Source organism: Dethiobacter alkaliphilus AHT 1 (genome assembly GCF_000174415.1).
GTDB lineage: Bacteria > Bacillota > Dethiobacteria > Dethiobacterales > Dethiobacteraceae > Dethiobacter > Dethiobacter alkaliphilus.
On the sequence record NZ_ACJM01000007.1, the window covers coordinates 16,344 to 39,821 of the forward strand.

General features: G+C 47.9%; 25 protein-coding genes. 9 read left to right on the top strand and 16 right to left on the bottom strand.

Features of this window, described 5'->3' with window-relative positions; all coding sequences use genetic code 11:
• Positions 1-38: 38 nt before the first annotated feature.
• Complete coding sequence (locus tag DEALDRAFT_RS07675; RefSeq protein WP_008516402.1) at positions 39-1,784, bottom strand: sigma-54 interaction domain-containing protein; 1,746 nt, start codon at positions 1,782-1,784, stop codon at positions 39-41.
• Positions 1,785-2,340: 556 nt separating this feature from the next.
• Between DEALDRAFT_RS07675 and DEALDRAFT_RS07680 the strand changes: the two genes are divergently transcribed.
• From DEALDRAFT_RS07680 to DEALDRAFT_RS07695, 5 genes are all read left to right on the top strand, one after another.
• A complete protein-coding gene (locus tag DEALDRAFT_RS07680; RefSeq protein ID WP_008516403.1) occupies positions 2,341-2,961 on the top strand; it encodes a DUF3786 domain-containing protein in 621 nt (206 codons plus the stop codon).
• Positions 2,962-3,162: 201 nt separating this feature from the next.
• Positions 3,163-3,342 (top strand): hypothetical protein, encoded by a 180-nt coding sequence (locus DEALDRAFT_RS07685; protein ID WP_008516404.1) that lies wholly within the window; start codon positions 3,163-3,165, stop codon positions 3,340-3,342.
• Positions 3,339-3,863: a signal peptidase I gene (locus DEALDRAFT_RS15965; protein ID WP_008516405.1), complete on the top strand. Its 525-nt coding sequence runs from the start codon at positions 3,339-3,341 to the stop codon at positions 3,861-3,863. Before DEALDRAFT_RS07685 ends, DEALDRAFT_RS15965 begins: the two co-directional genes overlap by 4 nt.
• Before the next feature lie 2 nt (positions 3,864-3,865).
• A complete protein-coding gene (locus DEALDRAFT_RS16885; RefSeq protein ID WP_008516406.1) occupies positions 3,866-4,030 on the top strand; it encodes a hypothetical protein in 165 nt (54 codons plus the stop codon).
• Between the two features lie 40 nt (positions 4,031-4,070).
• Complete coding sequence (locus DEALDRAFT_RS07695; protein ID WP_008516407.1) at positions 4,071-5,078, top strand: hydroxyacid dehydrogenase; 1,008 nt, start codon at positions 4,071-4,073, stop codon at positions 5,076-5,078.
• On the opposite strand, the gene DEALDRAFT_RS07700 is transcribed toward DEALDRAFT_RS07695, so the two are convergent.
• From DEALDRAFT_RS07700 to DEALDRAFT_RS15970, 5 genes are all read right to left on the bottom strand, one after another.
• Positions 5,065-5,961 (bottom strand): radical SAM protein, encoded by an 897-nt coding sequence (locus DEALDRAFT_RS07700; RefSeq protein ID WP_243441147.1) that lies wholly within the window; start codon positions 5,959-5,961, stop codon positions 5,065-5,067. The two genes, DEALDRAFT_RS07695 and DEALDRAFT_RS07700, sit on opposite strands and share 14 nt — an antisense overlap.
• Before the next feature lie 158 nt (positions 5,962-6,119).
• A complete protein-coding gene (locus tag DEALDRAFT_RS07705; protein WP_008516409.1) occupies positions 6,120-7,139 on the bottom strand; it encodes a hypothetical protein in 1,020 nt (339 codons plus the stop codon).
• 108 nt (positions 7,140-7,247) lie between these two features.
• Positions 7,248-8,783, bottom strand: a complete 1,536-nt coding sequence (gene murJ, locus DEALDRAFT_RS07710; protein ID WP_008516411.1) for a murein biosynthesis integral membrane protein MurJ — start codon at positions 8,781-8,783, stop codon at positions 7,248-7,250.
• 51 nt (positions 8,784-8,834) lie between these two features.
• On the bottom strand, positions 8,835-9,284 hold the full coding sequence (locus DEALDRAFT_RS07715) for a COG2426 family protein (RefSeq protein ID WP_008516414.1): 450 nt from the start codon (positions 9,282-9,284) through the stop codon (positions 8,835-8,837).
• Between the two features lie 105 nt (positions 9,285-9,389).
• Entirely contained in the window at positions 9,390-10,331 is a 942-nt protein-coding gene (locus tag DEALDRAFT_RS15970) for a DUF3048 domain-containing protein (protein WP_008516415.1), read from the bottom strand.
• A gap of 223 nt (positions 10,332-10,554) precedes the next feature.
• On the opposite strand from DEALDRAFT_RS15970, the gene DEALDRAFT_RS17135 reads away from it, so the two are divergent.
• The gene (locus DEALDRAFT_RS17135) at positions 10,555-10,893 is read left to right on the top strand and encodes a hypothetical protein (RefSeq protein WP_008516417.1); all 339 of its coding nucleotides are present in this window, start codon (positions 10,555-10,557) and stop codon (positions 10,891-10,893) included.
• Between the two features lie 247 nt (positions 10,894-11,140).
• Here DEALDRAFT_RS17135 and DEALDRAFT_RS07730 read toward each other — a convergent pair whose 3' ends face one another.
• The 3 genes from DEALDRAFT_RS07730 to DEALDRAFT_RS07740 form a co-directional block, all read right to left on the bottom strand.
• Positions 11,141-11,620 (bottom strand): VanZ family protein, encoded by a 480-nt coding sequence (locus DEALDRAFT_RS07730; protein ID WP_243441148.1) that lies wholly within the window; start codon positions 11,618-11,620, stop codon positions 11,141-11,143.
• 16 nt (positions 11,621-11,636) lie between these two features.
• The gene (locus DEALDRAFT_RS15975; RefSeq protein ID WP_008516420.1) at positions 11,637-12,137 is read right to left on the bottom strand and encodes a phosphatase PAP2 family protein; all 501 of its coding nucleotides are present in this window, start codon (positions 12,135-12,137) and stop codon (positions 11,637-11,639) included.
• Between the two features lie 144 nt (positions 12,138-12,281).
• Complete coding sequence (locus DEALDRAFT_RS07740; RefSeq protein ID WP_008516421.1) at positions 12,282-12,803, bottom strand: nitroreductase family protein; 522 nt, start codon at positions 12,801-12,803, stop codon at positions 12,282-12,284.
• Between the two features lie 206 nt (positions 12,804-13,009).
• Between DEALDRAFT_RS07740 and DEALDRAFT_RS07745 the strand changes: the two genes are divergently transcribed.
• From DEALDRAFT_RS07745 to DEALDRAFT_RS07755, 3 genes are read left to right on the top strand one after another with little or no spacing between them, the layout of a single operon-like run.
• Entirely contained in the window at positions 13,010-13,759 is a 750-nt protein-coding gene (locus tag DEALDRAFT_RS07745) for a diacylglycerol/polyprenol kinase family protein (protein WP_008516423.1), read from the top strand.
• Between the two features lie 25 nt (positions 13,760-13,784).
• Positions 13,785-14,714, top strand: a complete 930-nt coding sequence (locus DEALDRAFT_RS07750) for an ABC transporter substrate-binding protein (protein WP_008516425.1) — start codon at positions 13,785-13,787, stop codon at positions 14,712-14,714.
• 58 nt (positions 14,715-14,772) lie between these two features.
• A complete protein-coding gene (locus DEALDRAFT_RS07755; RefSeq protein WP_008516428.1) occupies positions 14,773-15,762 on the top strand; it encodes a phosphatase PAP2 family protein in 990 nt (329 codons plus the stop codon).
• A 29-nt stretch (positions 15,763-15,791) separates the two neighbouring features.
• Here the strand turns inward: DEALDRAFT_RS07755 and DEALDRAFT_RS07760 are convergent, their stop codons facing one another.
• The 7 genes from DEALDRAFT_RS07760 to DEALDRAFT_RS15980 form a co-directional block, all read right to left on the bottom strand.
• Positions 15,792-17,099 carry a glucose-6-phosphate isomerase gene (locus DEALDRAFT_RS07760; RefSeq protein ID WP_008516429.1) on the bottom strand — a complete coding sequence of 436 codons (1,308 nt, stop codon included), beginning with the start codon at positions 17,097-17,099 and terminating at the stop codon, positions 15,792-15,794.
• A gap of 176 nt (positions 17,100-17,275) precedes the next feature.
• On the bottom strand, positions 17,276-17,455 hold the full coding sequence (locus DEALDRAFT_RS07765) for a DUF1540 domain-containing protein (RefSeq protein ID WP_008516430.1): 180 nt from the start codon (positions 17,453-17,455) through the stop codon (positions 17,276-17,278).
• A 42-nt stretch (positions 17,456-17,497) separates the two neighbouring features.
• Positions 17,498-17,668: a DUF1540 domain-containing protein gene (locus DEALDRAFT_RS16460; RefSeq protein ID WP_008516431.1), complete on the bottom strand. Its 171-nt coding sequence runs from the start codon at positions 17,666-17,668 to the stop codon at positions 17,498-17,500.
• A gap of 4 nt (positions 17,669-17,672) precedes the next feature.
• Complete coding sequence (locus tag DEALDRAFT_RS07770) at positions 17,673-18,359, bottom strand: hypothetical protein (RefSeq protein WP_008516432.1); 687 nt, start codon at positions 18,357-18,359, stop codon at positions 17,673-17,675.
• Positions 18,360-18,449: 90 nt separating this feature from the next.
• Positions 18,450-19,883, bottom strand: coding sequence for an MATE family efflux transporter (locus tag DEALDRAFT_RS07775; RefSeq protein ID WP_008516433.1), 1,434 nt, complete (start codon positions 19,881-19,883; stop codon positions 18,450-18,452).
• A 59-nt stretch (positions 19,884-19,942) separates the two neighbouring features.
• On the bottom strand, positions 19,943-20,527 hold the full coding sequence (locus DEALDRAFT_RS07780; RefSeq protein ID WP_008516434.1) for a TetR/AcrR family transcriptional regulator: 585 nt from the start codon (positions 20,525-20,527) through the stop codon (positions 19,943-19,945).
• Between the two features lie 302 nt (positions 20,528-20,829).
• Positions 20,830-23,478: a S8 family serine peptidase gene (locus tag DEALDRAFT_RS15980; protein WP_008516436.1), complete on the bottom strand. Its 2,649-nt coding sequence runs from the start codon at positions 23,476-23,478 to the stop codon at positions 20,830-20,832.

Genomic DNA, 23,478 nt, shown 5'->3' on the forward strand with positions numbered 1-23,478 from the left:
CGGTAGATTCTTCTGTGCATCAATTGATGCATTATTGCCTACATGCCGGCCTCCAACTCACGAATTCGCTGATACTTACGCACCACCGTTGACTGATCCACACCAAGGGCCTCCGCCGCCCGCCGTGTGGTCCCGTACTTTTGCAGCGCCTTAACCACCAGCTTTTTTTCCACCTCAAACAGTGCATCCTTAAGCGGCACCACGCCGGAAACATCCACATGAAAATCAGCGTCGGTCTTCCCCACAGACTTTAACTGCAGAGGCAGCGCATCGGGGCCAACCTCATCATCACGGCTAAGCACAACCATCCGCTCCACAATATTCTGCAACTCACGCACATTGCCGGGCCAGTCATAGGAAACAAGCCGCTCCACCGTTTCGGGGGCCAGAGTTTTATTAAGGCGGTATTTTTCATTGTACTTGCACAAAAACAGCTCGATTAAAGCCGGTATATCCTCCCTGCGCTCCCGCAGCGGAGGCACCGTAATGGGAATCACATTCAGGCGGTAGAACAAGTCTTCCCTGAACTGCCCGGTCCGCACCAACTCATCCAAATCACGATTGGTGGCGGCAATGATCCGTACATCCAGCTTCAGAGGCTTGGTACCCCCTACCCGGATAATTTCCTGCTCCTGAATGGCGCGCAGCAGCTTAACCTGCAGGTTCAGCGGAATTTCCGCCACTTCATCCAGCAGGATGGTTCCCTTATGGGCCAACTCAAACATTCCCGGCTTACCCTTTTTATCCGCACCGGTAAAAGAGCCTTTCTCATAACCAAAAAGCTCCGACTCCAACAAATTTTCCGGGATTGCTCCGCAGTTTACCTTAATAAAAGGCTCATCCCGTCGCTCACTGGAGCGGACAACGATTTGGGTAACCACTTCTTTACCTACGCCGGACTCACCCAAAATCAGTACGGTGGAATCCACCTGCCCTACCCAGGTAGCTAAATCAAAAATATGACGCATCTGCGGGCTTTCCACCACAATGTCATCATAAATGCTTTTCGAGCGCAGCTGCGCCAGTTCATTCTGGTAGCGGGCCGCCTGTTTTGCTTTGTCTTCCAGATCCTGCTTTAGATTAAGCAGCTCGGTAATATCCCGCACATTGGTTACCACGCGCACAATTTCCCCGTTCTCATCAAAGATGGGGTTACCGGTAATCAGTGCGCGTTTGCCTGTTTTTCTGATCTCATGCATCATGGTAACGCGCTCTTTTTTCTCCAGCACATGCAGCGTCACCGAATCGGAGAAGTACCCCTTATCCACCAACTCCTGCATATGCTTGCCCAGCACCTCTTCTTTTTTCATGCCTGAAATCCGTTCATAGGCACTGTTAACATGCAGGGTGTACCCCTGGCCGTCTGTAATCCACATACCGTCATAAGACGATTCAATAATATCCTGCAATTCTTCGGCCACTTTTTTCTCTTCTTTAAACGCATGGGTCATACTCTCCAACTCGGAGTTATCCTGAAACACCCCGATGGCGCCTACCAGTTCACCGTCGGCATTGCGAATGGGGGATCTATTGGACAATAACAGCCGCCCCTGAAAATTAAGACGCTGATGCGGACGGTTTTCCCCGGTACGGATGATTTCCAAAAGACCGGTGTTGGGAAAGACCTGATCCACCCGTGCTCCCATTAATTTATCCTTGGGCTGACCCGCCACCCTTGCTGCAGACTCATTAATTAAGATAATCCGGCCGTCTGTATCACAAGCTACTATGCCGTTATACACTGAGTCCAATACCGTTTGCAAGTCAATACTTTTGACAGCCATAAACCTTCCTCCTCCTATTGATGATTCTTTACATCAATATATTCACGAGAAAGACTTTTTTTTCCTGCTTAAAATTGTGAGAAAATTTGAAAAATTTCTAATTTGTAAAAACTGGAATTAATTTTCCTTTGCATATCACGACAAAATCCGGGCAACATACTAGCGTAGGGTTCGTAACGGCCGAGCCAAGACTTTTACGGGGCTTAACGGTTCCGTCCTAGTCGGCCAAAGGTTTTCATCGGGCCAAGCGGTTCGATGCTTAGCCGGCGGGAAGATCTTCAGTCGTCTGCAAGGATGGCTGGGGGTCGAGCGAAGATGGTCACATGGCGCATAATCTGTGTACGTGTGTCTGTCGGGCAAAGGTTATCATATGTTCTCCACACCGCGCTCTCACACCTTCGGGTGTACAGCCGGTATCAGGATGTATGTTAGCCGGCGCGCAGGTCGTTACGGGCTCTGCTTTTTTTTTGCGCTTTTGTTAATCTTTTGTTATTTTGACCCCCTATTGCATACATGGTATAATTTAGCCAGCAAATAAACACGGGAGGGGAAACCATTGAACAAAAGCCCGTTTAACCTGGAAGAAACCTTACGCGTAGCCCGTGAGGAATTTTCCCGCAAACCGGTTTTGGAAATGGCCGCAAACAGCGGCTGCCTGTACGATTTGGACAAAGAACGCGTTACCGTACCCTTTTTAAACCAGAAGTACCTGGTTACATATCCCCACGGCCAAGTTACCTACGCCCACGATAACAGCGAAGCACCGATTATTACCGCCATTTTGCTACTGCACTACCTGACAAACGCCACCGGCATAGAGCTGTCCAATAATTGGATTTCCTTTAAGGAACTGCAGGGCGGCAGCATCTATATCGAACCGTTTCAGCACCGGGCCATCATACCCTTTGTTAAAAAGTTCGGCGGCTACCCCCAGGACTTTGCCAAAGCGGCAGAAAAACTAGGCGGCAAAAAAGCTGAGCACGGCGACGTCTCCTACATTATCCCCGCCCTGCCGAAGGTACCGCTTTTATACATTCTCTGGGAAGGCGATGAAGAGTTTCCGCCCAACGGTACCATTCTTTTTGATAACTATGCCAACGCTTATCTGGCCACCGAAGACTTTGCTTTCCTGGCCGGCATGACGGTGGCAGCACTACTGGCCGCATTAAAAGAGTAAAGAATTACGCCATATTAAACAAACGTTGGACATGCCTCGCGGCATCTATCCGGCCATAAAACCATAAACCCTTAAAAAAACTGCCCTTTGGCAGTTTTTTTGTCTATTAAAGTTAATATCTGTCCCACTGCCGCCGCCATGCTTCTTGGGACTTCGCGCCGCCGCTGACGTACAATGACACTTGGAAAGCGAGGCGAAATTATGCTCAAATGGGACACGCAAGACTCATATGAAGAGCCATTAAAAGTGCCAAAGTTTTTCAGCTGGTTAACCGGCGTTGTTATCATCGGCGCCTTTGCCTATGTCTTCTACCTGTGGTTCCGCTGGCTGACACTGCTGGGCCAGCACAATCAATCTTTGCTTTTCTGGCTGCAATCATGAAAAAGCACCGCCCACTGCAGCGCAACCACAAGCTGTTTCTGCTGCTTATCACCCTGTGGGCCTTTTTCTGGCTAATGGGTCTGGCACGTATGCCCGCCGTCTTTACCAATACCAGAATGCTTACCGTAGTCAGCGGTAGCATGGAACCACAGCTGGCCACCGGCACCATTATAGCAGTCAACCAAGGGGAAAACCGGCTTTTTGCCCCCAATGATGTTATCACCTTTCATCAGGACGACATCCTGGTCACCCACCGCATTATTGATGTGGGCTATGACGAAGGGTTTTACTACATTACCAAGGGCGATGCCAATCAAAAACCGGACCCTGCACCTGTCAGACCTGCCCAGGTCATGGGACGGGTAGTTTTTGTGGTCCCCTCTTTCTTTGTGCCTCTGCTTAATCTAGTGCGTTCCCCTTATGCCGTCATTGCTATTCTCATCTTCTTGCGTCTCCGCTTTGCCGCACTACCCAAGAAACCAGCACCGCATCCCCTGCGCACCGCCAGAAAGGAGTCCTGAAAATGGTAACCTGGTCATGTCCGCACTGTAAGTTCAGAATGCACAGCATCACCGACTTACGGGATACAGAAAATATTACCTGTCTGATCTGTGAAGAGAAAATACCCAATCCCCATTACCGCCGGGAAACCTTTAATCCGCCGCCTTACATATTCGCCCCCCGCTGAAGGTAAGCTACAATTAAACTTCAGTTAAAGGGGAAAACATATGGCAAACATCACCTTCTTTGAAACCCAAACAGGAGACCGACCTGCTTTTGAAACAGCTCTTAAAGACCACAGTCTCAGCTTTACAGAAGAACCCTTAAGCGACAAAAATATCGCTGATTTCAGTGACAGTGAAATCATTTCCGTTTTTATCTACTCCCATGCCACTGCTGAGCTGCTCTCGCAGCTACCTAACCTTAAGCTTATCCTTACCCGCTCCAGCGGGTTTAATCATATCGATCTTAAAGCGGCAACAGAGCGCAACATCCCGGTCTGCAACGTACCGGTTTATGGAGAAAACACGGTGGCGGAGCATGCCTTCGCCCTGATACTGACCCTCTCCAGAAACATCTACAAAGCATATCTCCGCACCCAGCGGGAGGATTTCTCCCTTAAGGGCCTGCAGGGCTTTGACCTTAAGGACAAAACGCTGGCCGTGGTAGGAGCCGGCCGCATTGGCCTGCACGTCATAAAAATTGCCCGTTCCTTTAACATGAAGGTGCTGGCGGTGGATCCCACCCCGGACCCCTTTTTAGCCGAGGTACTGCAGTTTAGCTATGCTCCTCTGGAAGAAGTACTGACCCGGGCGGATATTATTTCCCTGCATGCGCCGCTTAACGAAAAAACCCACCATCTGCTTAACAAGGAGAATATCTCCACCATAAAAAAAGGGGCCCTGTTAATTAACACGGCCCGCGGTGAGCTGGTGGAAACCGACGCCCTGCTGGCCGCCTTAAACGACGGCACCATTGCCGGCGCCGGCCTGGATGTCTTGGAAAGCGAAGAGCTGTTTGTGGAAGATGAAAAGCTCTTTAGCCCCCACACTCCACCGGAAACTCTCACCACCGTGCTCAAAAACCATATTCTTTTAAACCGGGAAGATGTTGTAATAACACCCCACATCGGCTTTAACTCCAAAGAGGCAGTCCACCGCATTCGCGAAACCACCGTTCAAAACATTACCGCCTTTTTGGCCGGCAGTCCGGAAAATGTGGTTAAAGCCCCCTAAAAGCTTCATCTTTTAACAAACGCTGATCCCTGAGCGCCTGCTCAATGGCCGAAATCATACTTTTGCGGTCTTTGGGTAGCGCTCCCCCCACTGCCAAATAGTTGGAGGCATGGTTGGAGCGAAACAGACAATCATCTACCTCCAGGTTTTCGATTAACGTTTTTAGCTCCAACAGGCTTTCTGCAGCGGAAGGTACGGCAAACTCGCCGGAAGCCACTTTTTTACCCAAAGGTGTGCGCTTATCCACCATCAAGGTCAGCGCCGCCAGATAGCGGGGATTTATCTCTGAGGCCACTTTAGCTGTCTGCAGAGCATGCTCCCGCCATCTGTGGCGGCCGCCCAGACCCAGGATAACCGTCACCGACAAATCTATGCCAGCTAACTGAATCTTTTTCCCTGCTTTAGCCATCTCCTCCGGGGTGGCTCCTTTTTTTACCTCTTTTAGCACTTCTTCGTCGCCGCTCTCCAGCCCAAAATAAGCCAAAGAAACACCGGCCTCCCTTATAGACCGCAGCTCCTCTTCACTTTTAGCCAGGATATTCTTAGGCCCGGCATAAACTGAAATCTGCCGTGCTTTGGGAAAGCCCTCCCGCACCAACTGCAAAAGCTCCAGCAAATGATCCGTCTCCATGGCCAGTGCATCACCGTCGGCCAGAAAAACTTTTTCCACATAACCATAGCGCTCTTTAGCCATGCGGATGTCCTCTGCCATTTCTTCCAAACTACGTACCCGAAACTTTTTCCCCTTATACATGGAGCAAAAAGAACAGGCATTATGACTGCACCCGATGGTTGCCTGTAAAATTAAACTGTACGCCTCACTGGGAGGCCGAAACAAAGGCTGTTCATAACGCATAACTATCACCTCGCCTACTATTTCCACAAACCACAGCCAACATCCTGCCCTAAGAAAGGCACGCTTATTCAGTTCCCTCAACTCGTGCCTTTCAATACTGGTTACCTTAGCAGCTTCGCATACTGCGAAGCGTTATAATTTCATACCAGTAAAATAAAAATCCCGGCCGCAGCCGGGATTTTCAACTATCTTATTTCTGCATCAGGGACATCCTCACCGGTCAGTTGCCGGTAGGACTGCTGCAGCAGCTGTACCACAAAGATGGGGTTATGGACACCAAGGCTGCCATCATATGTTACCAGCACATGATTGTATGCAGCCTGGTACACTTCATTAGGCACATCAACATCTTCTTCACCGTCTCCACTGGTGAACTGAATGCGTCCTCCACCGGTGGTAAACGAACCGCCGTTCAACTCTTCAGAGATGGCAGCTTCCAACAGATCCAACAGGCCCTGCACTTCATCCTGGAAGCCCTTGGTCTCTCCGTCACCGTCATAATCGGCCCCTGCCGTCAGGTTGGAATCCTCACCAATTTCCTGATGACACTGACCGCACGCCGCCTGGGTGTCATCCACCCGGAAGGAATGGGAAGCAAAGTTCCCTTCGGTCTGCGTCATATGACAGGCGTTACAGGTGTTATCCAGGTTTTCGTGAGCAGTGGTGCTGCCGTAGTCAAAACCTTCCGCCCGGATACCGCCGGTAGCAGTATACACACCGGCCTGACTGCTGGCGTGGGGAGCAGAACGCCTTTCATCTTCAATATCCGGCGCACGCCGCTCGTTATGGCAGTAAAAACACTGTGCTCCTCTGCCCGCTTCGATGGCTGCATCTGCGGTGGGGATTTCCACCGTTCCCGCCTCCAACAAATCTGCACCTGCTCCGGTATGGCAGGCCCGGCAGTCAATGGATACGAAAAATTCCCGTTCCAGCTCTGCGGGGTCCGTCACCCCTTCGGCAAATGCGGCGCCGTCGTGACAGTTAATACACCCTTCTCTTGCTGCCGGACCAAGCTGAATATTGCTGTGATCCGAATCCGCCCACTGCTGGGTCAGAGTATTAATGTCAATCTGAGCCCGCTCGCCATCTTGCGGGGGCGGCTGCTGATCATCCGGATCCGCATCATCCTGCGGGGGGCAACCGGACAAAACCGCCACAGCAAAAAGCGCTATCAGGCTAAAAATCAACCACTTCCTCCTTTGCATACCAACAACTCCTTTCCAAATCATCAAATACTACCACATATCTTTACCAAACCATGATAAATTATGTAACTTTTTGTTACAAAAAAAATAAGACCCGGTCGGGTCTTATTATCTCTTCAGTCTGCGCCGCACCATCTCCAGTGCCACGTCCAACTCTCTTACCTTCAGTGCGTAGGCCATGGCAAAATAAAGGGCCGCACCAAAACCAATCAAGGCGCCAAGCTCCATAGCCTGGCGAACAAATCCGCCGCCGGTTAAAAACCGCTGCCCCCAAAACACCACCAGCCCCATAATGCCGGCGGCCACCGCCGACTTAACAAAAGTATCGAAAATCCGTCGTCCACCCAGCATACCAATCTTGCGCCAGAGAAGGTAAGCCATCCCCCCCGCTCCTACATAGACCGCAAGGGACGTGCCCAGCGCAATACCCCCATGTCCCAATGGCCCGATGAGCAAATAGTTCAGCAAAATATTTAAGGCCTCGGTAAAAATCATAAAATACATGGGCGTCTTGGTATCCAGCAGCGCAAAAAAAGTCCGCTTAATCAACAACATAATCCCCAGCGGCATCAGGCTGATACTGTACAGTGCCAACGGGTAGGCGGTGGCAGCGGTGTCCACCGCACCAAACTCGCCCCGTTCAAACAAAAGTCGCACAACCGGTACCCGCAGAACAACAAGCCCCACCATCATGGGAAGCATTAAAACCACAATGAGTCCTACACCTTCACGGAAGGTTTTTTTAAACTCAGCCATCTTTTTTTCCACATTCAGCTCCACCAGCGTGGGATACAGCACTGTGAGCAAAGCCAAAATCAAAATCCCGTTGGGCAACAAATATATTCGGTTAGCAACAGCAAGCCAGGTAATACTGCCGTCGGGCAGAAGTGAACCAAACATCCGATCCACCAAAGTCTTAATTTCGATGGCGGCACCGCCCAACAAAACCGGTGGCAGTACCACCGCCATCTTCTTTAACCCGGGATGGCGCCAGTCCAGCTTCCAATCCTTGAATACATTGTGTTTAGCCACCGCCGGCAGCTGCACCAGAAACTGGCTGGCAAAACCCACCACAGTCCCCCAGGCCAGTCCCATAATTCCAAACTGCAAACCAAAGAGCAGTGCTGTAAAAATAATAATCAGATTGCTGGAATATGCCGGAATGGCGGGAATCACAAAGTTCCTCTTAGTGTGCAAAATACCGCTGCACCACCCACCCAGACCCATAAAAATAAGGGACGGGAGAATAACCCGGGCCATCTCCACCGCAATCTGGTACTTCTCGCCCTCAAAGCCGGGTGCCACCAATCGCACCACCCAGGGCGCAAATAGGATTAATCCCGCCGTGACTATAATCAGGCTAACCGCTAAAATCACAAAAGCGGTGGCAGCCAAAGTAGCGCCGTCCTCCCGCTTATGGTACTCACCGTATACGGGAATAAACGCCGTCTTTATTGCATCGTTAAAGGCCAAAAACAAAACCTGTGGTAAAACCATAACCAGATAATAGGCATCTGTCTCCAGCGTTGCACCGAAGCGAAAGGTAATGGCCGATTCCCGCACAAAGCCCAGCAGTCGGGAAACCACCAGCAGTACCGTGACGATGCCCGTCCACTTCAGTATCGTTTTATTATTTTCAGACATACGGTAACCTCGAATCCACTGTTCTAATACCTACCATATCCCAATGGCGCCTTAACTAAACACACTGATTACCATCATGGTATTAAGCAAAACAATAATCCCCGCCATTACCACGCCCAGAGACACAATCCAAAAAGTATCTTTCATGGGTATACGAAAAACCCTGGAAGCTACACAGGCTGTCCACGCTCCGGTGACAGGCAGCGGAATGGCCACAAACAAAAACAAAGCATACTTGCCGTATTTGACAAATGAGGCCCGCTTTTTCTCCGCCTTGTGCACCATCCTGTTATAAAGCGGTGCAGTTAACCGGTTCTGGGCAAAATAGGTCTCCAGATGACACAAAATAAGCAACCATGGCAATATAATAGCCACATTGCCCAAAGCACTGACCGCCAACGCTTCCCAACCGGAAAGCCCCAACATTACACCCAGAGGCACACCGCCTCTGATTTCCACCACCGGCATGGCAGACAATACAAATACCTGTAAGTATTCCAACGTTCCTCTCCCTGTAAAAAAAGTTATCAGGTTAAAATTCGCGATTTCCCCCCAAACTCCTTTAAGGAAAAAAACTCCGGAACGAATAAAGTTCCGGAGTTTACTTTACTGCCGTACAACCTGGATCCACGTATTGCCAAAGCTCAGATCAACCGGTGTCCCATCCTGATAATAATACTGGGTCTCGCCACCACTTTTTTCCCAGGTTATCTCATATTTTCTTCCCTCTTCATAGAGCAGGCCGCTACCGGAACCGGACAGGTCAATATCCACCAGGCTCTCCCCCGGCACATTGGTTACCCGGTTTTCCCGTACAATTACCCGTCTGGCATTGTACTGCTTACCGGTCTCCCGGTCAGAGGATTCCCTGCCGTCCACAAACCGCAAATAGACTTCATTTTCTGCATCATATTCATAACGTACCTGGTTGTGACTGGCATACCTAATGTCAAGTTCTAACCCTTCTTGATATCCTTCCGGCAAATCCGGAGCCTCAACGTTCACAGTCCTCACTTCAGAATCGCCTCGGGCATCATACAACTGCTCCATACTGGTATAGAGGTTATGCGGCGCATTTCTGGAGTTATCCCGGTACAAATACGTACCGCTGGTGATTTCCCGCAAACCTAGACCCTGAATCAAATTTCTCGTCCGTTCCGAATAACCGGAATGAGCCACCCATCCTCCATGTTCCATAGCCTGCACAGCAAAATACGGGCGCAAGCTCCGCACAGGCCCCACTGTTACATTCTCTTCAACCTTAGTATCATAAACAGCCAACAGACGGGTATACCCGGCCTCAACCAAAAACTCGTAAACAATACTTGCTTCCTGTAAACCGGACTGCGGCCGGGCCGCAGCATGGTTATTGATAACCGCCGTGACCGGATCCACTTTTTGCAGAGTAACAATTCCAGTATCTTCTTCAGGCGGTGGTTCAGGAACCGTCGGTTCAAAGTTATTGTTGTTATCATTATTTCTGCCGCATCCCGCCATAATTGTAAAGCTTAGCAGTAAAATTAAAAATACAATTAACCATCTTCTCATTGTCCTACCTCCAGCCGACTGTTTTTTCGTTAATTCCACACAAACCTCTGTTTTTCCTGTTCTCCCATAAATACACTTCCCTTCTTTCCCTGTCCTCAAACATTGTATTAGCTTGACCAAAAAAATAAAACAGATAAATTCTTAATCTGGCAAAAAGGGAATATTGGCTTTGTGTGGAATCTATTCAGAGCAATAGTTGTACGGTAAGAAAGGAGCACATACATTGAGTCAACCAAGTACACGCAAACCGGCTGTCCCCCAGGAAATCCGCGGCTGGAACTGGGGCGCCTTCTGGCTAAACTGGATCTGGGGTATCGCCAATAAAACCTATATTGCTCTCCTTGCTCTTATTCCCGGCGTAAATATTATTATGATGTTTGTCCTGGGCTTTAAAGGAAATGAATGGGCCTGGAAAAACCGTGACTGGTCCAACAAAGAGGAATTTAAAGACACCCAGCAGATTTGGGCCATTTGGGGCTGGGGCCTTCTTATCATCTTTATCCTTCTGATTCTAATCGCCGGGCTCACCGCCGCCTACCTGATTTTGAGAGGTGTCTTCTAAAACAAAGAAAGAGCAAAAAAATGACGCTTAACGGCGTCATTTTCTTATGCCGGAAATCCGGCTATATTTTTATCGGGCGGTGACTTGCCACAGTCACCGCCCCTCTTGCGCTGCTTGCCACATGCTCCACACAGCATGTAACAAGTACAAACAAAATTGTAACATATTGCCGGCAAATGCTCAACAGGGTCGAAGCAATAATCTGAAAATTAGTACTTTAAGCTTAGTTTTATTAACTGCATTATGGCTATTCCCTTGCTTTTAGCACATACCTTCTTAAATTGTTTCCCAGGCTAAAAACGACTAAGCCAGCCGCAGCCCCAACGCTGTCTATCACCACATCACCGATTTCCCCGCTTCTACCCGGCACATATAACTGGTGCACCTCGTCGGTGACAGCATAAAAAACACAAAACAGAAAAGCAATTAAGTACGCTTTGCGGCCAACCACTCCGCTTCTGCCCAGCGCATGAATTACCAGCACTGCCAATACAAAGTACAAAAATGCATGGGCGCTTTTCCTTACCCAAAAATGAAACATGCCGTCCCCGGCGCCGGGGGCCACATCAATATTAAAGACCGCCACCACGGTGCGAAAAATAACATCGGTTACACCGCTGCTCAGCGCCGCCGAAGCCTCTCCCGGCTGATGAGAAAGATAAAAAATCAGACCCATCCACAAAAAAACCGCCAGCCACGAAACAGTGGCAATCCGCCTCTCTCCCATAGACATCCCCAATTCTCTATAACAGATTAAAAGCAGCTACACTAGCCAAAACTCCAATGCCGGCACCAACCAGAATATCCGAGGGGTAGTGCACCCCCACCATGACCCGGGACAAGCCTGTTAATCCGGCCAAAGCCAGCACCCAGACACCCACGGATGGATTGACATACCAGATACTCATTCCTATGGCAAAAGCAGACATGGAGTGCTTGCTGGGAAACGAACCGTCGGCTCCGTGATGCACCAGGCTGTCTATCTCCAACTCAACAAACGGCCTGGGACGGCACCAAATCCTTCTTAACTCCCTGGCAAACAACAACCCTGCAGCAGGACCCAGTAAAAGCGGGATAATCTTTTCATCCCGCTGCACAAGGAGAAATACAATAAAACCCAGATAAAGAACATAAAAAACCTTAGACGACAGCTTTGTTACCGGCACCATCACATTACCAAGCCAAGTGCCGCAGCCTAAACCATATAACCACTCAAACAGTGTTCTGTCTAACCGCGCTAGCATCTTGCTCTCCTTCTATGGCAAATTACATATCATTCTCTAGTCTGATTACCTGTAATTCGACAAGCATATTAAATCCCCTTCATTACATCTACCATAGCCCCCTGAGAAAAAAACACCTCCTTTGCGACAAAGGAGGTGCGGTACCTAACCATACTTATTGTAATGAACCTTGTCATAAAGCAAATCTTCCTCAGCATAAGGCTTCTTCTCTTCGCCGGGATAGCCGATGCCTATCATGCATTCAACATGATACTTCTCCGGGACCCCCAAAGCTTTCTTAATATAATCTTCTGCCTGCACACCTTCAGAGTAAAACCTTTCCCGCACCTGGATCCAACAGGAGCCAAGCCCCAGTGAATGGGCAGTCAACTGAATAATAATGGAGGCAATGGAAGCATCCTCAATCCATACATCACACGCCTCCGGGTCGGCAAGCACCACAATACCCAGGGGAGCGCCGGCCAGAAACTTGGAACTATGTTCTCTGCACTGAGAAAGCCTTTCCAGCATATCCTTATCAGTAACAACAATAAACTCCCACGGTCTCCTGGACTTTGAAGAGGGAGACAAAAGGGCACCTTTCATAATAGCATCAGTCTTATCTTTTTCCACGTTTCTGTCGGCAAACTTGCGGATACTCCTGCGCTCTTTCAACAAATCCAGCATAAAAGCTCGCTCCTTTCCAACCAGTTTCAGTCAATTATCTTCATATCAATATTAATCATTTTACCCCTGTTTCCTCTAATATTACCTGTTGCCATGTAAATTTAATATTCCAGTAAGATTAAGAGTTTTAAAAAAAAGGATGCCATGTATCCGTAGAGAAAGTAGTTTAGATTAAGGATTCCAAAACTGTTATAAGAGGTACTGTCATGGATGCAATCTTTGAACTGTCATTTCTTTTGAATCAGGCCATCAGCCTGACTGCACTTTGCCTGATTCAATACACAAACGGCTACCTTGCCGAACATAAAAACGTTAAAGTAAATTATACCCGCAAGATAAACCACTTTACCCTGTTTGTGATTCCCATCCTCCTAAACCGGGGCTATGCCTATGACCAGTCATTTGGCCTCTTTGCTCTGGGCGCTTTTTTGGCGGTCTTTAAATTTATCTTCTATATCAAGCCCATCAGAGACCGGGTGCCCTTTATCAGGACCATGTTTAGCTCTTTTGACCGTCCCGAAGACCGTCCCCACACACTGCTTTGGCTCTCAACCCAAACCGCCGCAGGATATCTTGTCCTGATTCCCATGGGGATACTGTTTTCCCAATTAGGCCTGATGGAACTAATCTTAATCCCCATTCTGATCTATGGCATTGGCGACGGCCTGGCCGAACCGGTTGGTGTGCGCTTTGGCAAACATAAATACGCAGCTTATGCTCTTTTTTCCGATAAAAAGTATTTCAGAACCTTTGAAGGCAGCGCCTGCGTCTTAATAACCAGCATTATTGTAGTAATCGCCCATTACACCTTTTTTACTCCGCTGCAACTGATGGTGGCCCTGGCCGCCATCCCCATCCTCATGACCCTGGCCGAAGCATTCTCCCCCCATACCTGGGATTCCCCGGTTATGTTTTTGGTTGGCAGCTTGTCTTTGCTGGCCATCTCCTTTATCTAGCGGTTTTTAAGAAGGAGGCGTTTTGATGTCTAAAGTATATCCCCTGATAGCAATCCTTTTTATCCTCCTTGCGGCAGGCTGCGTGGAAGAAGAACCTCCTGAACTGGAAGTGGCCAGATTTGCCACCTATCATGACTTCATCATCAGCGAAGAAGGACTGCCCGCCCTGCAGGAATCCTACGGTTTTGAATTTGATGTGGTGTACGACCTGGTGTTTGGCCTAACCCACGAAGCACTGTACCACGGCGATGTGGATGCGGCCATGGGTTATGCCACCGACGGAAAAATACAGGAATTGGATCTGGTCAGGCTAACAGACGACAAAAGCTTTTTTTCCGTCTACAACCCGGCTCCGGTAATTCGTCGGGAAACACTGCAGGAGCACCCGCAAATCGAAGAAATCATGGCAGCAATCAGCGCACAACTGGACACCGACACCATGATCAACCTAAACTACCTGGCAGACATCAAGGAGTACCCCCACTCAGAAATTGCCCGGGACTGGCTGAAACAAGAAGGCTTTCTCTCCGGCGAAGGTCAGCCTGCCTTGGATACGGAACCGGTAATCATCGGCGCCAAACCGTTTACCGAACAACAAACCCTGGCCCAAATCACCATCCTGGCTCTGGAACATGCGGGAATCCCTGTAGAAGACCGTACCGACCTGGGTGATACCCCTCAGAACCGCAACGCCCTGTTAACCGGAGAAATCCACCTCTACTGGGAGTACACCGGCACCGCCTGGTGGGAAATATTCGAAAAAGAAGATCCCCTCCCCGACCATGAACTCTATCAGCGCATTGCCAAAAAAGATGCCGAAAACGATCTGGTATGGCTGGAACCCGCTCCTCTCAAAGACTCCTACGCCATCTTAATGCAGGAAGAACGCGCCCGGGAATTGGAAATAACCACCATCAGCGATCTTGCGCTATGGGTGAACCAACTGCAGGAATAAAGCTCCCCTTTCTGCAGCATGCTTAAAACCGACACTAACTCGTAAAGGGAGGCCAAAAATGGATTTACCACCCTTGACGCGAAAATATTTTTCCCTACAACCGGCTAAAGAAAGAACTTATCGCCTGCTGTGCACTTTACTTGTAATAATCCTCAGCCTCATCCTCTATTTTTTCTGGGCTCCCCTGCGCAGCACTGAAATAGCCTACACCTTTGTATCCCCCACCATCACAAACCCTTACATCTACATCATATCCCGTGCCATCACCACGTTAGGCAGCGAAGGTTTTTTTCTGGTCCTGCTCTCAGTGATCTACTGGTCCGTAAACAAACCCCTGGGCTCCTGGGGTCTCATCATGATGCCCCTCTCAATCTTTATCACCAGCGAAATCCCCAAAGACATTGTCCGCCTGCCCCGCCCCGCGGTTAGGGGGGTTACCGTCCCCACCTACACCTTTCCCAGCGGCCACACATCCGGCGCCGTAGCGGTATGGGGTTACCTGGCCATTCTAATTAAAAAACGCTCCTTCTGGATCCTATCCCTCACCATAATCATTCTGGTGGGCCTCTCCCGCGTCATGTTGGGCTACCACTTCCCCGGCGACGTCCTGGGAGGATACATAACCGGCATAATATTTCTGGCCCTCTTTTTCTGGCTGGGCATAACTCTGAAGGAAAAAAACTGGCACAAAAAAACCTCTCTCTCCCTTCTCTTTCTCCTTTCTCTAACCATCCCCCTGGCCCTCTCTTTCATCCCCGCCACCTACGCCCCCAACTTAACAGGCTACACCGCAGGAGCCGCCCTGGGCTACCTCCTGGAAAGAGAAACCCTCCAATTCACCCTGCAAACAACCCGGCTAAAACACCTTATCAAAGCACTCCTGGGCCTGCCCGTCATACCCCTGATAATCCTTGCTCCCCCAGCACTCTTTACCATTAACTCACACCTCTTTACATTTACCCAATACGCCCTCTCCACCTTCTGGATAACCTACCTGGCCCCCCTGCTCTTTATAAAACTTAACCTGGCGCAAAAAACAACCCACTAAGTGACAACCACTTAGTGGGTTTTGTGTATCTACGGTTTTCCCAATAACCTGAACATATTGCTTTTATAAGCCTCCACCCCGGGCTGGTCAAAGGGGTTAACCCCCAACAGGTACCCGCTCAATCCACAAGCCTTCATCATAAAGTATACCAGGTACCCAAAACAGTACGGAGAAGCCTCGGCAATATTTATCACCATATTGGGAACTCCTCCATCCACATGGGCAGCCAAAGTACCTTCCATGGCCTTCTTGTTTACAAAATCCAGCGTCTTCCCACCCAAATAGTTTAAACCGTCCAGGTTATCCTTATTTTCCTTAACCACCATTTCTTCTCTGCTCTCCTCAATATTTAGCACAGTCTCAAACAAATTCCTTCGCCCATCCTGCATGTACTGCCCCATGGAATGCAGGTCGGTGGTAAAATTCATGGAAGCGGGAAAAATCCCTTTTTTGTCCTTGCCCTCACTCTCGCCAAACAACTGCTTGTACCACTCACCCAGATAAGACAGGCTGGGTTCGTAGTTTACCAGAACCTCCACCGTCTTTCCCTTATTATAAAAAAGATTGCGCAAAACCGCGTACTGGTAAGCTCCATTGTCTTCCAATACATCCACAGCCAAATAATCATAAGCTGCTTTGGCACCATCCATAACCTCATCTATGTTAATACCTGCCGCCGCCATGGGCAACAGGCCCACCGGGGTAAGCACCGAGTACCTCCCCCCGATATCATCGGGCACCACAAAGGTCTCATAACCCTCCTCATCGGCCAGCTGCTTCAGAGCGCCTCTGGACCTGTCGGTGGTGGCATATATCCTCTCGGCGGCCCCTTTCTCACCATACTTCTTCTCCATGTATTCCTTTAATACCCGAAAAGCCAAAGCAGGCTCGGTGGTGGTACCGGACTTAGAGATCACATTGATACAAATATCCTGTCCTTCCACCATATCCAAAAGATTCTTTAAATAAGTTGAGCTAATGTTATGCCCGGCAAAGTATACCTTGGCTCCGCTTCTTTTATCTCTTGCCAGCTCATTATGAAAGTTATGGCACAGCATCTCAATTGCCGCCCGGGCTCCCAGATAAGAGCCCCCTATCCCCACCACAATCAAAACATCGGCCTGACTCTTAATCTTTTCCGCAGCAGCTTTTATCCTGCCAAACTCTTCTCTGTCATAAGCATCAGGCAAGTCCACCCAGCCCACATAATCACTACCCAAACCGGTCCCATTCTGCAGCATACCATGGCAGAGCTTTACCCTTTCTTTAAATGCCGCCATCTCTTCCTCTCTCACAAATCCCAATGCCTTGGAATAATCAAAAGTTACTTTTCCCATCTCATAGCTCCTTTATCTGGTAATAAACTCTGAATCCTATTTTTGCGCAGAAACAACAACAATGCAGTTCTCTACGCTTATTATCAGGATACCAGAGCTATATAAGAATTCATAGATAGAATATTACGATTATAACCAATATAACAAAAGAAGGCCTATGCCTTCTTTTGACTAAACTATTTTCTGGGCCGTTCATCACCTTCATCCACCGGCTTAAACGTGTCGCAGCACGTCTCCCTGGAATCCGAGGCCAGCATGGAGGTATCGTCACAATTCACCTCGATGGCTTCCGCAGTGCACTCCAGATTGCTGTAATACTTGCAGTTGGAAACAGAACATTTCACACTGATTTCCATTTAGTCACCTCCCTTTGGCACCTGGTCCGACCATGCCCCTTCTTACATTTCCTCATCATACCAGGGGGCAAAGGTATCACAACAGGTTTCCTCAGATTCTGAAGCCCGAATTGATCTGTCATCACAGTTAACTTCAATTGATCCTGCTGAACACAGCAGGTTTTTATTAAATTTGCAGTTTACCACCGAGCATTTTAAACCCCTCTCCACCATAATATCACCTCCCCTCCACAAAACGCCTGATTTCAGCCTCAAACTCTTTTGTGGAAAGGATAGTAGACAACCTTATTTCCTCAGGCCGCACTTGATTCAGCCGATTTACTAATTGCAGCCCTCTGGACGGACTCAAATCAGTTTCTATACTTCCGGCCACTTCCCAGAGAGTACTGGCCAAACCGGAGCTGTTTTCGCCAGTAACCTGCAGCAGCTGCTGAAAAAACTCCAGCGGTGAAGCTTCTTCTGTCAAAGCAGAAATCTCCCCTGTAGAAAACTGGCCGAAAAAATCATCCACCAGTGACATATCAGTGACAATATAATTGTCAATGGCCAGGTACTCAGAGAGTGCCTCTACCACCGCCTCCGAATCATCCAAACGTCCCAGCGGTTCTCCGCCAACTTCCGCACTTCCGGCAATATACAAAGCCCTAATTTCACCGGTATCAGGTATATTCAGCACAATAAACTCAGCACCCCGCGCCGAAGAAGGATCACAGATCAAAACAGTCAATCCGTCCCGCTTAACCTGTCCGTAAGGAGGCATCCCTTCATCTATCTGGCCCCCCCAAGCATCGCCTTCCGGAGGATCGGTCATTGGCACCCTGGGAATCCCGGGTATCAACAGATAAATCGTCATTATTAAGACAATCAGGAAAAGTAAGAGATAAATCCAAGTAGCTTTGCGCAAAACAAACCCTCCTCGCGGGTAAGATTCCCGGAGGAGGGTTGTTGTATACAATTAGCCTTCATATGTTCTTCTTTTATGCACTACTTAGCATCAAATATTCTCACCATCCACCACTGCTTCCATAGAAAACACGGGACTGTTCCCCGCCAACCAGCGGTAAAGCAAAACTGTCCCCACCAAAGCAGTGGCCCCTTCGGCGAAAACCGGTGTTATCCAGATTCCTGTTTCACCCCACAGCAGCGGAAATAGAGCCAGGCCGGTCACGGTAAAAACAAAGCCACGACAAACAGCAATAATCAAAGATTTTTCTGCCTTCTCCAGTGCGGTAAAGAAAACTGAAACCACAATACCCACTGGAATAAAGAGCATTGACCAGCTAACAGTAGCGGCAACCCGCAGAGTTGTGGCCAGCGCTTCAGGATGATCGGCAATAAAGAGCCCGGCCAACGAAGCAGCCTGAAAGCGCATCACCACAAAGAACAAGAAGCCAATAACCATAGATGTTCCCAATAATCTGATCAAAGTGCCCTGCACCCTCTCTGTCAGACCAGCCCCATGATTATAGCTTAGTATGGGCTGTGCACCATTTCCCAGCCCCATAAAAACCATCATCCCCACTGCCAGCAGATACTGGGTTACAGAAAAAGCAGCCACGCCCATAGCGCCTACATAACTAAGGATTATCCGGTTGAAAAGAAACGTGGTCACTCCCACCGCCAGACTGTTGAAAAGCTCCGATGATCCGTTGGCAGCTATTGAGAGCAGTACAGGCACCCCGCCGCCGGGAGTAGCAAAGCACAACCCGTCTTGCCGCAGTAAAGTTTTTCGCCAGAAGTAACATACAAATATTAAAGCACCCAAACTCTGTGATATTCCTGTAGCCAAAGCGGCACCGCCAATTCCCAGATTCAGCACAAAGAGAAATAAATAATCCAGAGCTATATTCAAAAGAGCCATCCCCGCCATGACCATAGCTGCCAACCCGGCTTGCCCGTCATTGCGCACAGACTGCTCCAGGATAAAAAACAAAATCATCATGGTAGCAAAAGGATACATGGTCCTCAAATACTCTCCTGCAAAAATACCCAGACTACCGGACGTACCCAGCACAGCCAGAATCTGTGGAAAAAAAACAGCCACTACTACGCTACCCGTCAGACCTAATCCTACCCCCAAAGCCACTATCAGGCCCAGTGTCCTGCGGGCCTGCTTAGTTTCTCCGGACCCCAACAAGACCGCTATACGTGCATTGCCTCCCACCCCGATCATCACCGCCAAGCCAACAAAGACAGCTAGAATGGGATAGAGAATATTCACCGACGCCAACGCTTCCGGCCCCAGGCGCCTTCCCACCAACATGGCGTCCACAGCCTGATATAAAGCCATAAACAACATGGAAGCCACCGCTGGCAGTGCATTTTTTAGCATCAGCCTGCCCAGGGGAAGAGTAAGAAACTCCGCCCTGGCACTGTCAGCCTCAACATTACCCGACGACAGATTTTCCATAGTAACATTCTTTTCCATTTATCCTTATCTCCTCCTGAATGAATATATTTTAGTTCATTCATTTTATTTTAAAAAAATCAGTTCTTCTCCTGCAGCCCTTTTACAATAAACTCCACCATATGCTCCATCAGCTGGGGAAAATACTGACTGCCGATTTCCTCTTTATGCATATCAATATATTGAAATGTGTTAAAGATGGCTAAAATCATGTCGCTGTCAATATCATTTCTGAATTTCCCCTCTTGCTGCCATTTTTTTATGATGCCGGTAAACAGGTTATAGGAGTATTCATCTTCCCACTTATCAGCCCCATCCTGTTCATAAATATATTTCTCCAATTTAGCGTAAACATCCCTGCTGTACCATTCCCGCAAAATAGGGTTTTCCCTGATGGCCACAAACATTTTTGCCGTGGCTTCCTTTATCACAGCAACCGGTTCATCGTCCAGGTCAACTTCAGCCATAATTTCCTTCTTCAACTGCTCACTTTCTGCCATAAACACATCCAGAAAAACTTCTTCCTTAGCCCCGTAAAACTTATAAAAACTACCCACCGCAATACCCGTCTTCTTGGTAATATCAGAAATACTGGTATCCTTAAATCCCTTAGCCGCAAACAGCTCCCTAGCATTTACAAAGATATCAGCTTTATCTACCTTCATCACCCATCCTCCTGAATGAATAATTTTTTATTCATTCATATAATACTCTAAAAAGCCTCCCCTGTCAAGAGGCTTCTTCTCTACTGATAATTAGCCTAAACTATTCAATGGTGATTAATTCCCAGTTGCCATTGTTAATGGGTTTGCGATAAATGTTGGCGCTCCCCTGTTCCAAGTAATAAATCCAATCACCCAGCACATCAATACTATCATACATTCCTATGTCTGACTTTAAGAGCTCTAAGCAGCAAAAAACCTCCTATGGCAGTCGCAACTCACCATAGGAGGTTTTTGAAAATAAGTTAATTACCGCTATAATAAATCATCTGCCAGAACTCTGCGTCTAGCTCAGAATTAACGGCAGCGGAACCCCCAAGGACCGTAACCCAATATGCTTGGTTATCTGTAATGAATTTCCTGACAATATCCGGCACGGCATCTTTTCTCACCAGCAAAATCCCTGCTTCATTTCTGGCAGCCAAGACCGCCCCGGTTATGGCATCAGCATAATCACCACCTGTAGCGATAAACACCTCTTTCATATCTGGAGCAAAGTAATCTGCAACGTCCACAGCAGTACTAAAGCGGTCTCTTCCAGCCAAACGCTTAGGACCAGGCAAGTCATCTAAAACAGCGTCAGAAATAACATTAGTGCCGCCAACAACAATAGTTTCCTTAACGCCGAGCATATCAAATAATTTGCTGGACTCTTCAGGTAGCACATCATCCCTTGTAAGGACTATAGGATACCCTTCCCTGGCAGCATAAGAAGCTACAGCGAGGGCATCGGGAAAGTTAAATCCTGTAGCAACAATTGCTGTTTCTAGCCCATAAGGTGCTATTCGCTGTGCAATAGAAGCTGCTGTATCAAAACGATTTTTACCGGCAATACGATCTGCCTCAAGCCCCATTTTAATTAACTCATCTTCTACTGCCTCTGATATCGCACCGGTACCACCTAGAATAATTACTCTCTCCGGTTGTAACCTGCCAATTTCTCTTTTAGTAGCAGTGGGCAAACTATGAGGCCTGGTTAGGAGAATAGGTGCATCAAGCTGATAAGCTAATGGTACCCCAGCCAGAGCATCTGCATATTGATCACCTCTGGCCAAAACCACCGTCTGGCTTTGTGTCCAACCTGATTCACTAATGGTAGTTGCAGTAGAATACCTGTCAAAACCAAAAATCCTGTTAACGTGTGTAACCCTAACATTAGTTTCTGACACATACGAACCGTCTACCGTAATGGCCTCAATAGTAGCCATACCCGGATCCACAGGATAAACAAATCCATCTATTACTTTTGCAACACTTTCATTGCTGCTTTTCCAGACAACGCCTTGCTCTGAAGCGTTACTCGGCTCTACTTTTGCCGTAAGTTGTGTGCCGTTTTCACCTAGCTTAAAATTCAAAGCATTATAATTTATCGTCACACCGGATACAGGTACATCAGAACTACCGTTTAGCACATGACTAACTGCTGCAAAAGCATCTATCAGGCCATATCCATAACCAAAATTAGGAGAGCCTGTGAACTCTTGATCTTCTAATGGCCTGGATGTGTCTTTTATTACTTCTTCTAGTTGTTCAATGGTTAACTCCGGCTTTGCTTCCAGTAATAATGCGGCTACCCCGGCAACATGCGGAGCGGCCATCGAAGTACCGCTGGAATAACCATATTCACCTCCGGTAATAGAAGAAAGTATTTGTACTCCTGGAGCCGATATGTCAGGCTTTATATTATCGAAGTAAGGAGATGGCCCCCTGCTGGAAAACATTGCCAAGTAATCATTGTTATCCGTAGCGGCAACAGAAAAACTTTCCGGATAATTTGCAGGGTGTGAAATAGAGCCCGAACCATATGTTCCTAAGTTCCCGGCGGCAAAAACGGGGAGTATCTGCGCATCTCTCCAAGCCTGAACCATTGGCCTAAACCATTCATCATTCTCTCCGGGCACATTACCGCCCCAGGAATTATTTATCACATCAGGAGCTTTGTCAGGATGAGCCACACCATTAATATCTGTAGGAGCTAACATATATTGAGCTGCTGCTAAAATATCAGAGGACTTAGCTGTTCCGTCGGATCCAAAAGCATTTGCTGCAATCCACTTAGCTTCGGGAGCCACACCAAAATAACCTTGCATCTCTTCTACTGAACCTAAAATTGTACCGGTTACATGTGTTCCATGGTTATTAAGATCAATTGGAAGAGCGTGTTGATTAACCGCATCAAACCAATTAAAATCAGGATCAATGCTTCCACCATCATAGCCCCGCCATTTTTCTCTGAGAGCCTCATGGTGCCAATCAACACCAGTATCAATTATACCTATCACCACACCATCCCCGGTTATTCCATATTGATTCCACACAAGGGGCGCATTAATTCTCTCTAAATTCCATTTAACACCATAAACTCCAGATGGTGAAAAACTATTTATACTTTCTATATTTGTATTATGTACCTGAAATTCATTATTGGGCAGAATATTTCCTACATCCGCATGTTGTGCTATAACATCGAGAGCGACCCTATTTACCTTTGCATAAATAAGGTTAACAATGTAGTACTCACGAAATTCTTTAACATTTCCTTTTTCCTGTTCTTCTGATAATAAGTTTATTAAGCTTTTTTGAGTAACTTCTGCATTTTTCTTTAAGGTATTAACTACAGAAACCCTTGCGGCTTTCTTTATTGCTTTTTCGGGCATACCGGCAGGAACTGCTTTTCGCACGTCGGCTGCTGCTTTCTTTGTATCAGCTTGTTCATTGAGTATTATTAAAACATCAACAAACTCATCAGCCTTAAGTGAATCGGTCACCTGAGCACTAATTTTTTGTGAAGTCACACCAACATCAACTCTGCCAGCAAATAGCTGGACGGGCAAATAGATGGTGATTAACGATATGATTACTAAAGTACTTATTAATCTTTTTATTATTTTCAT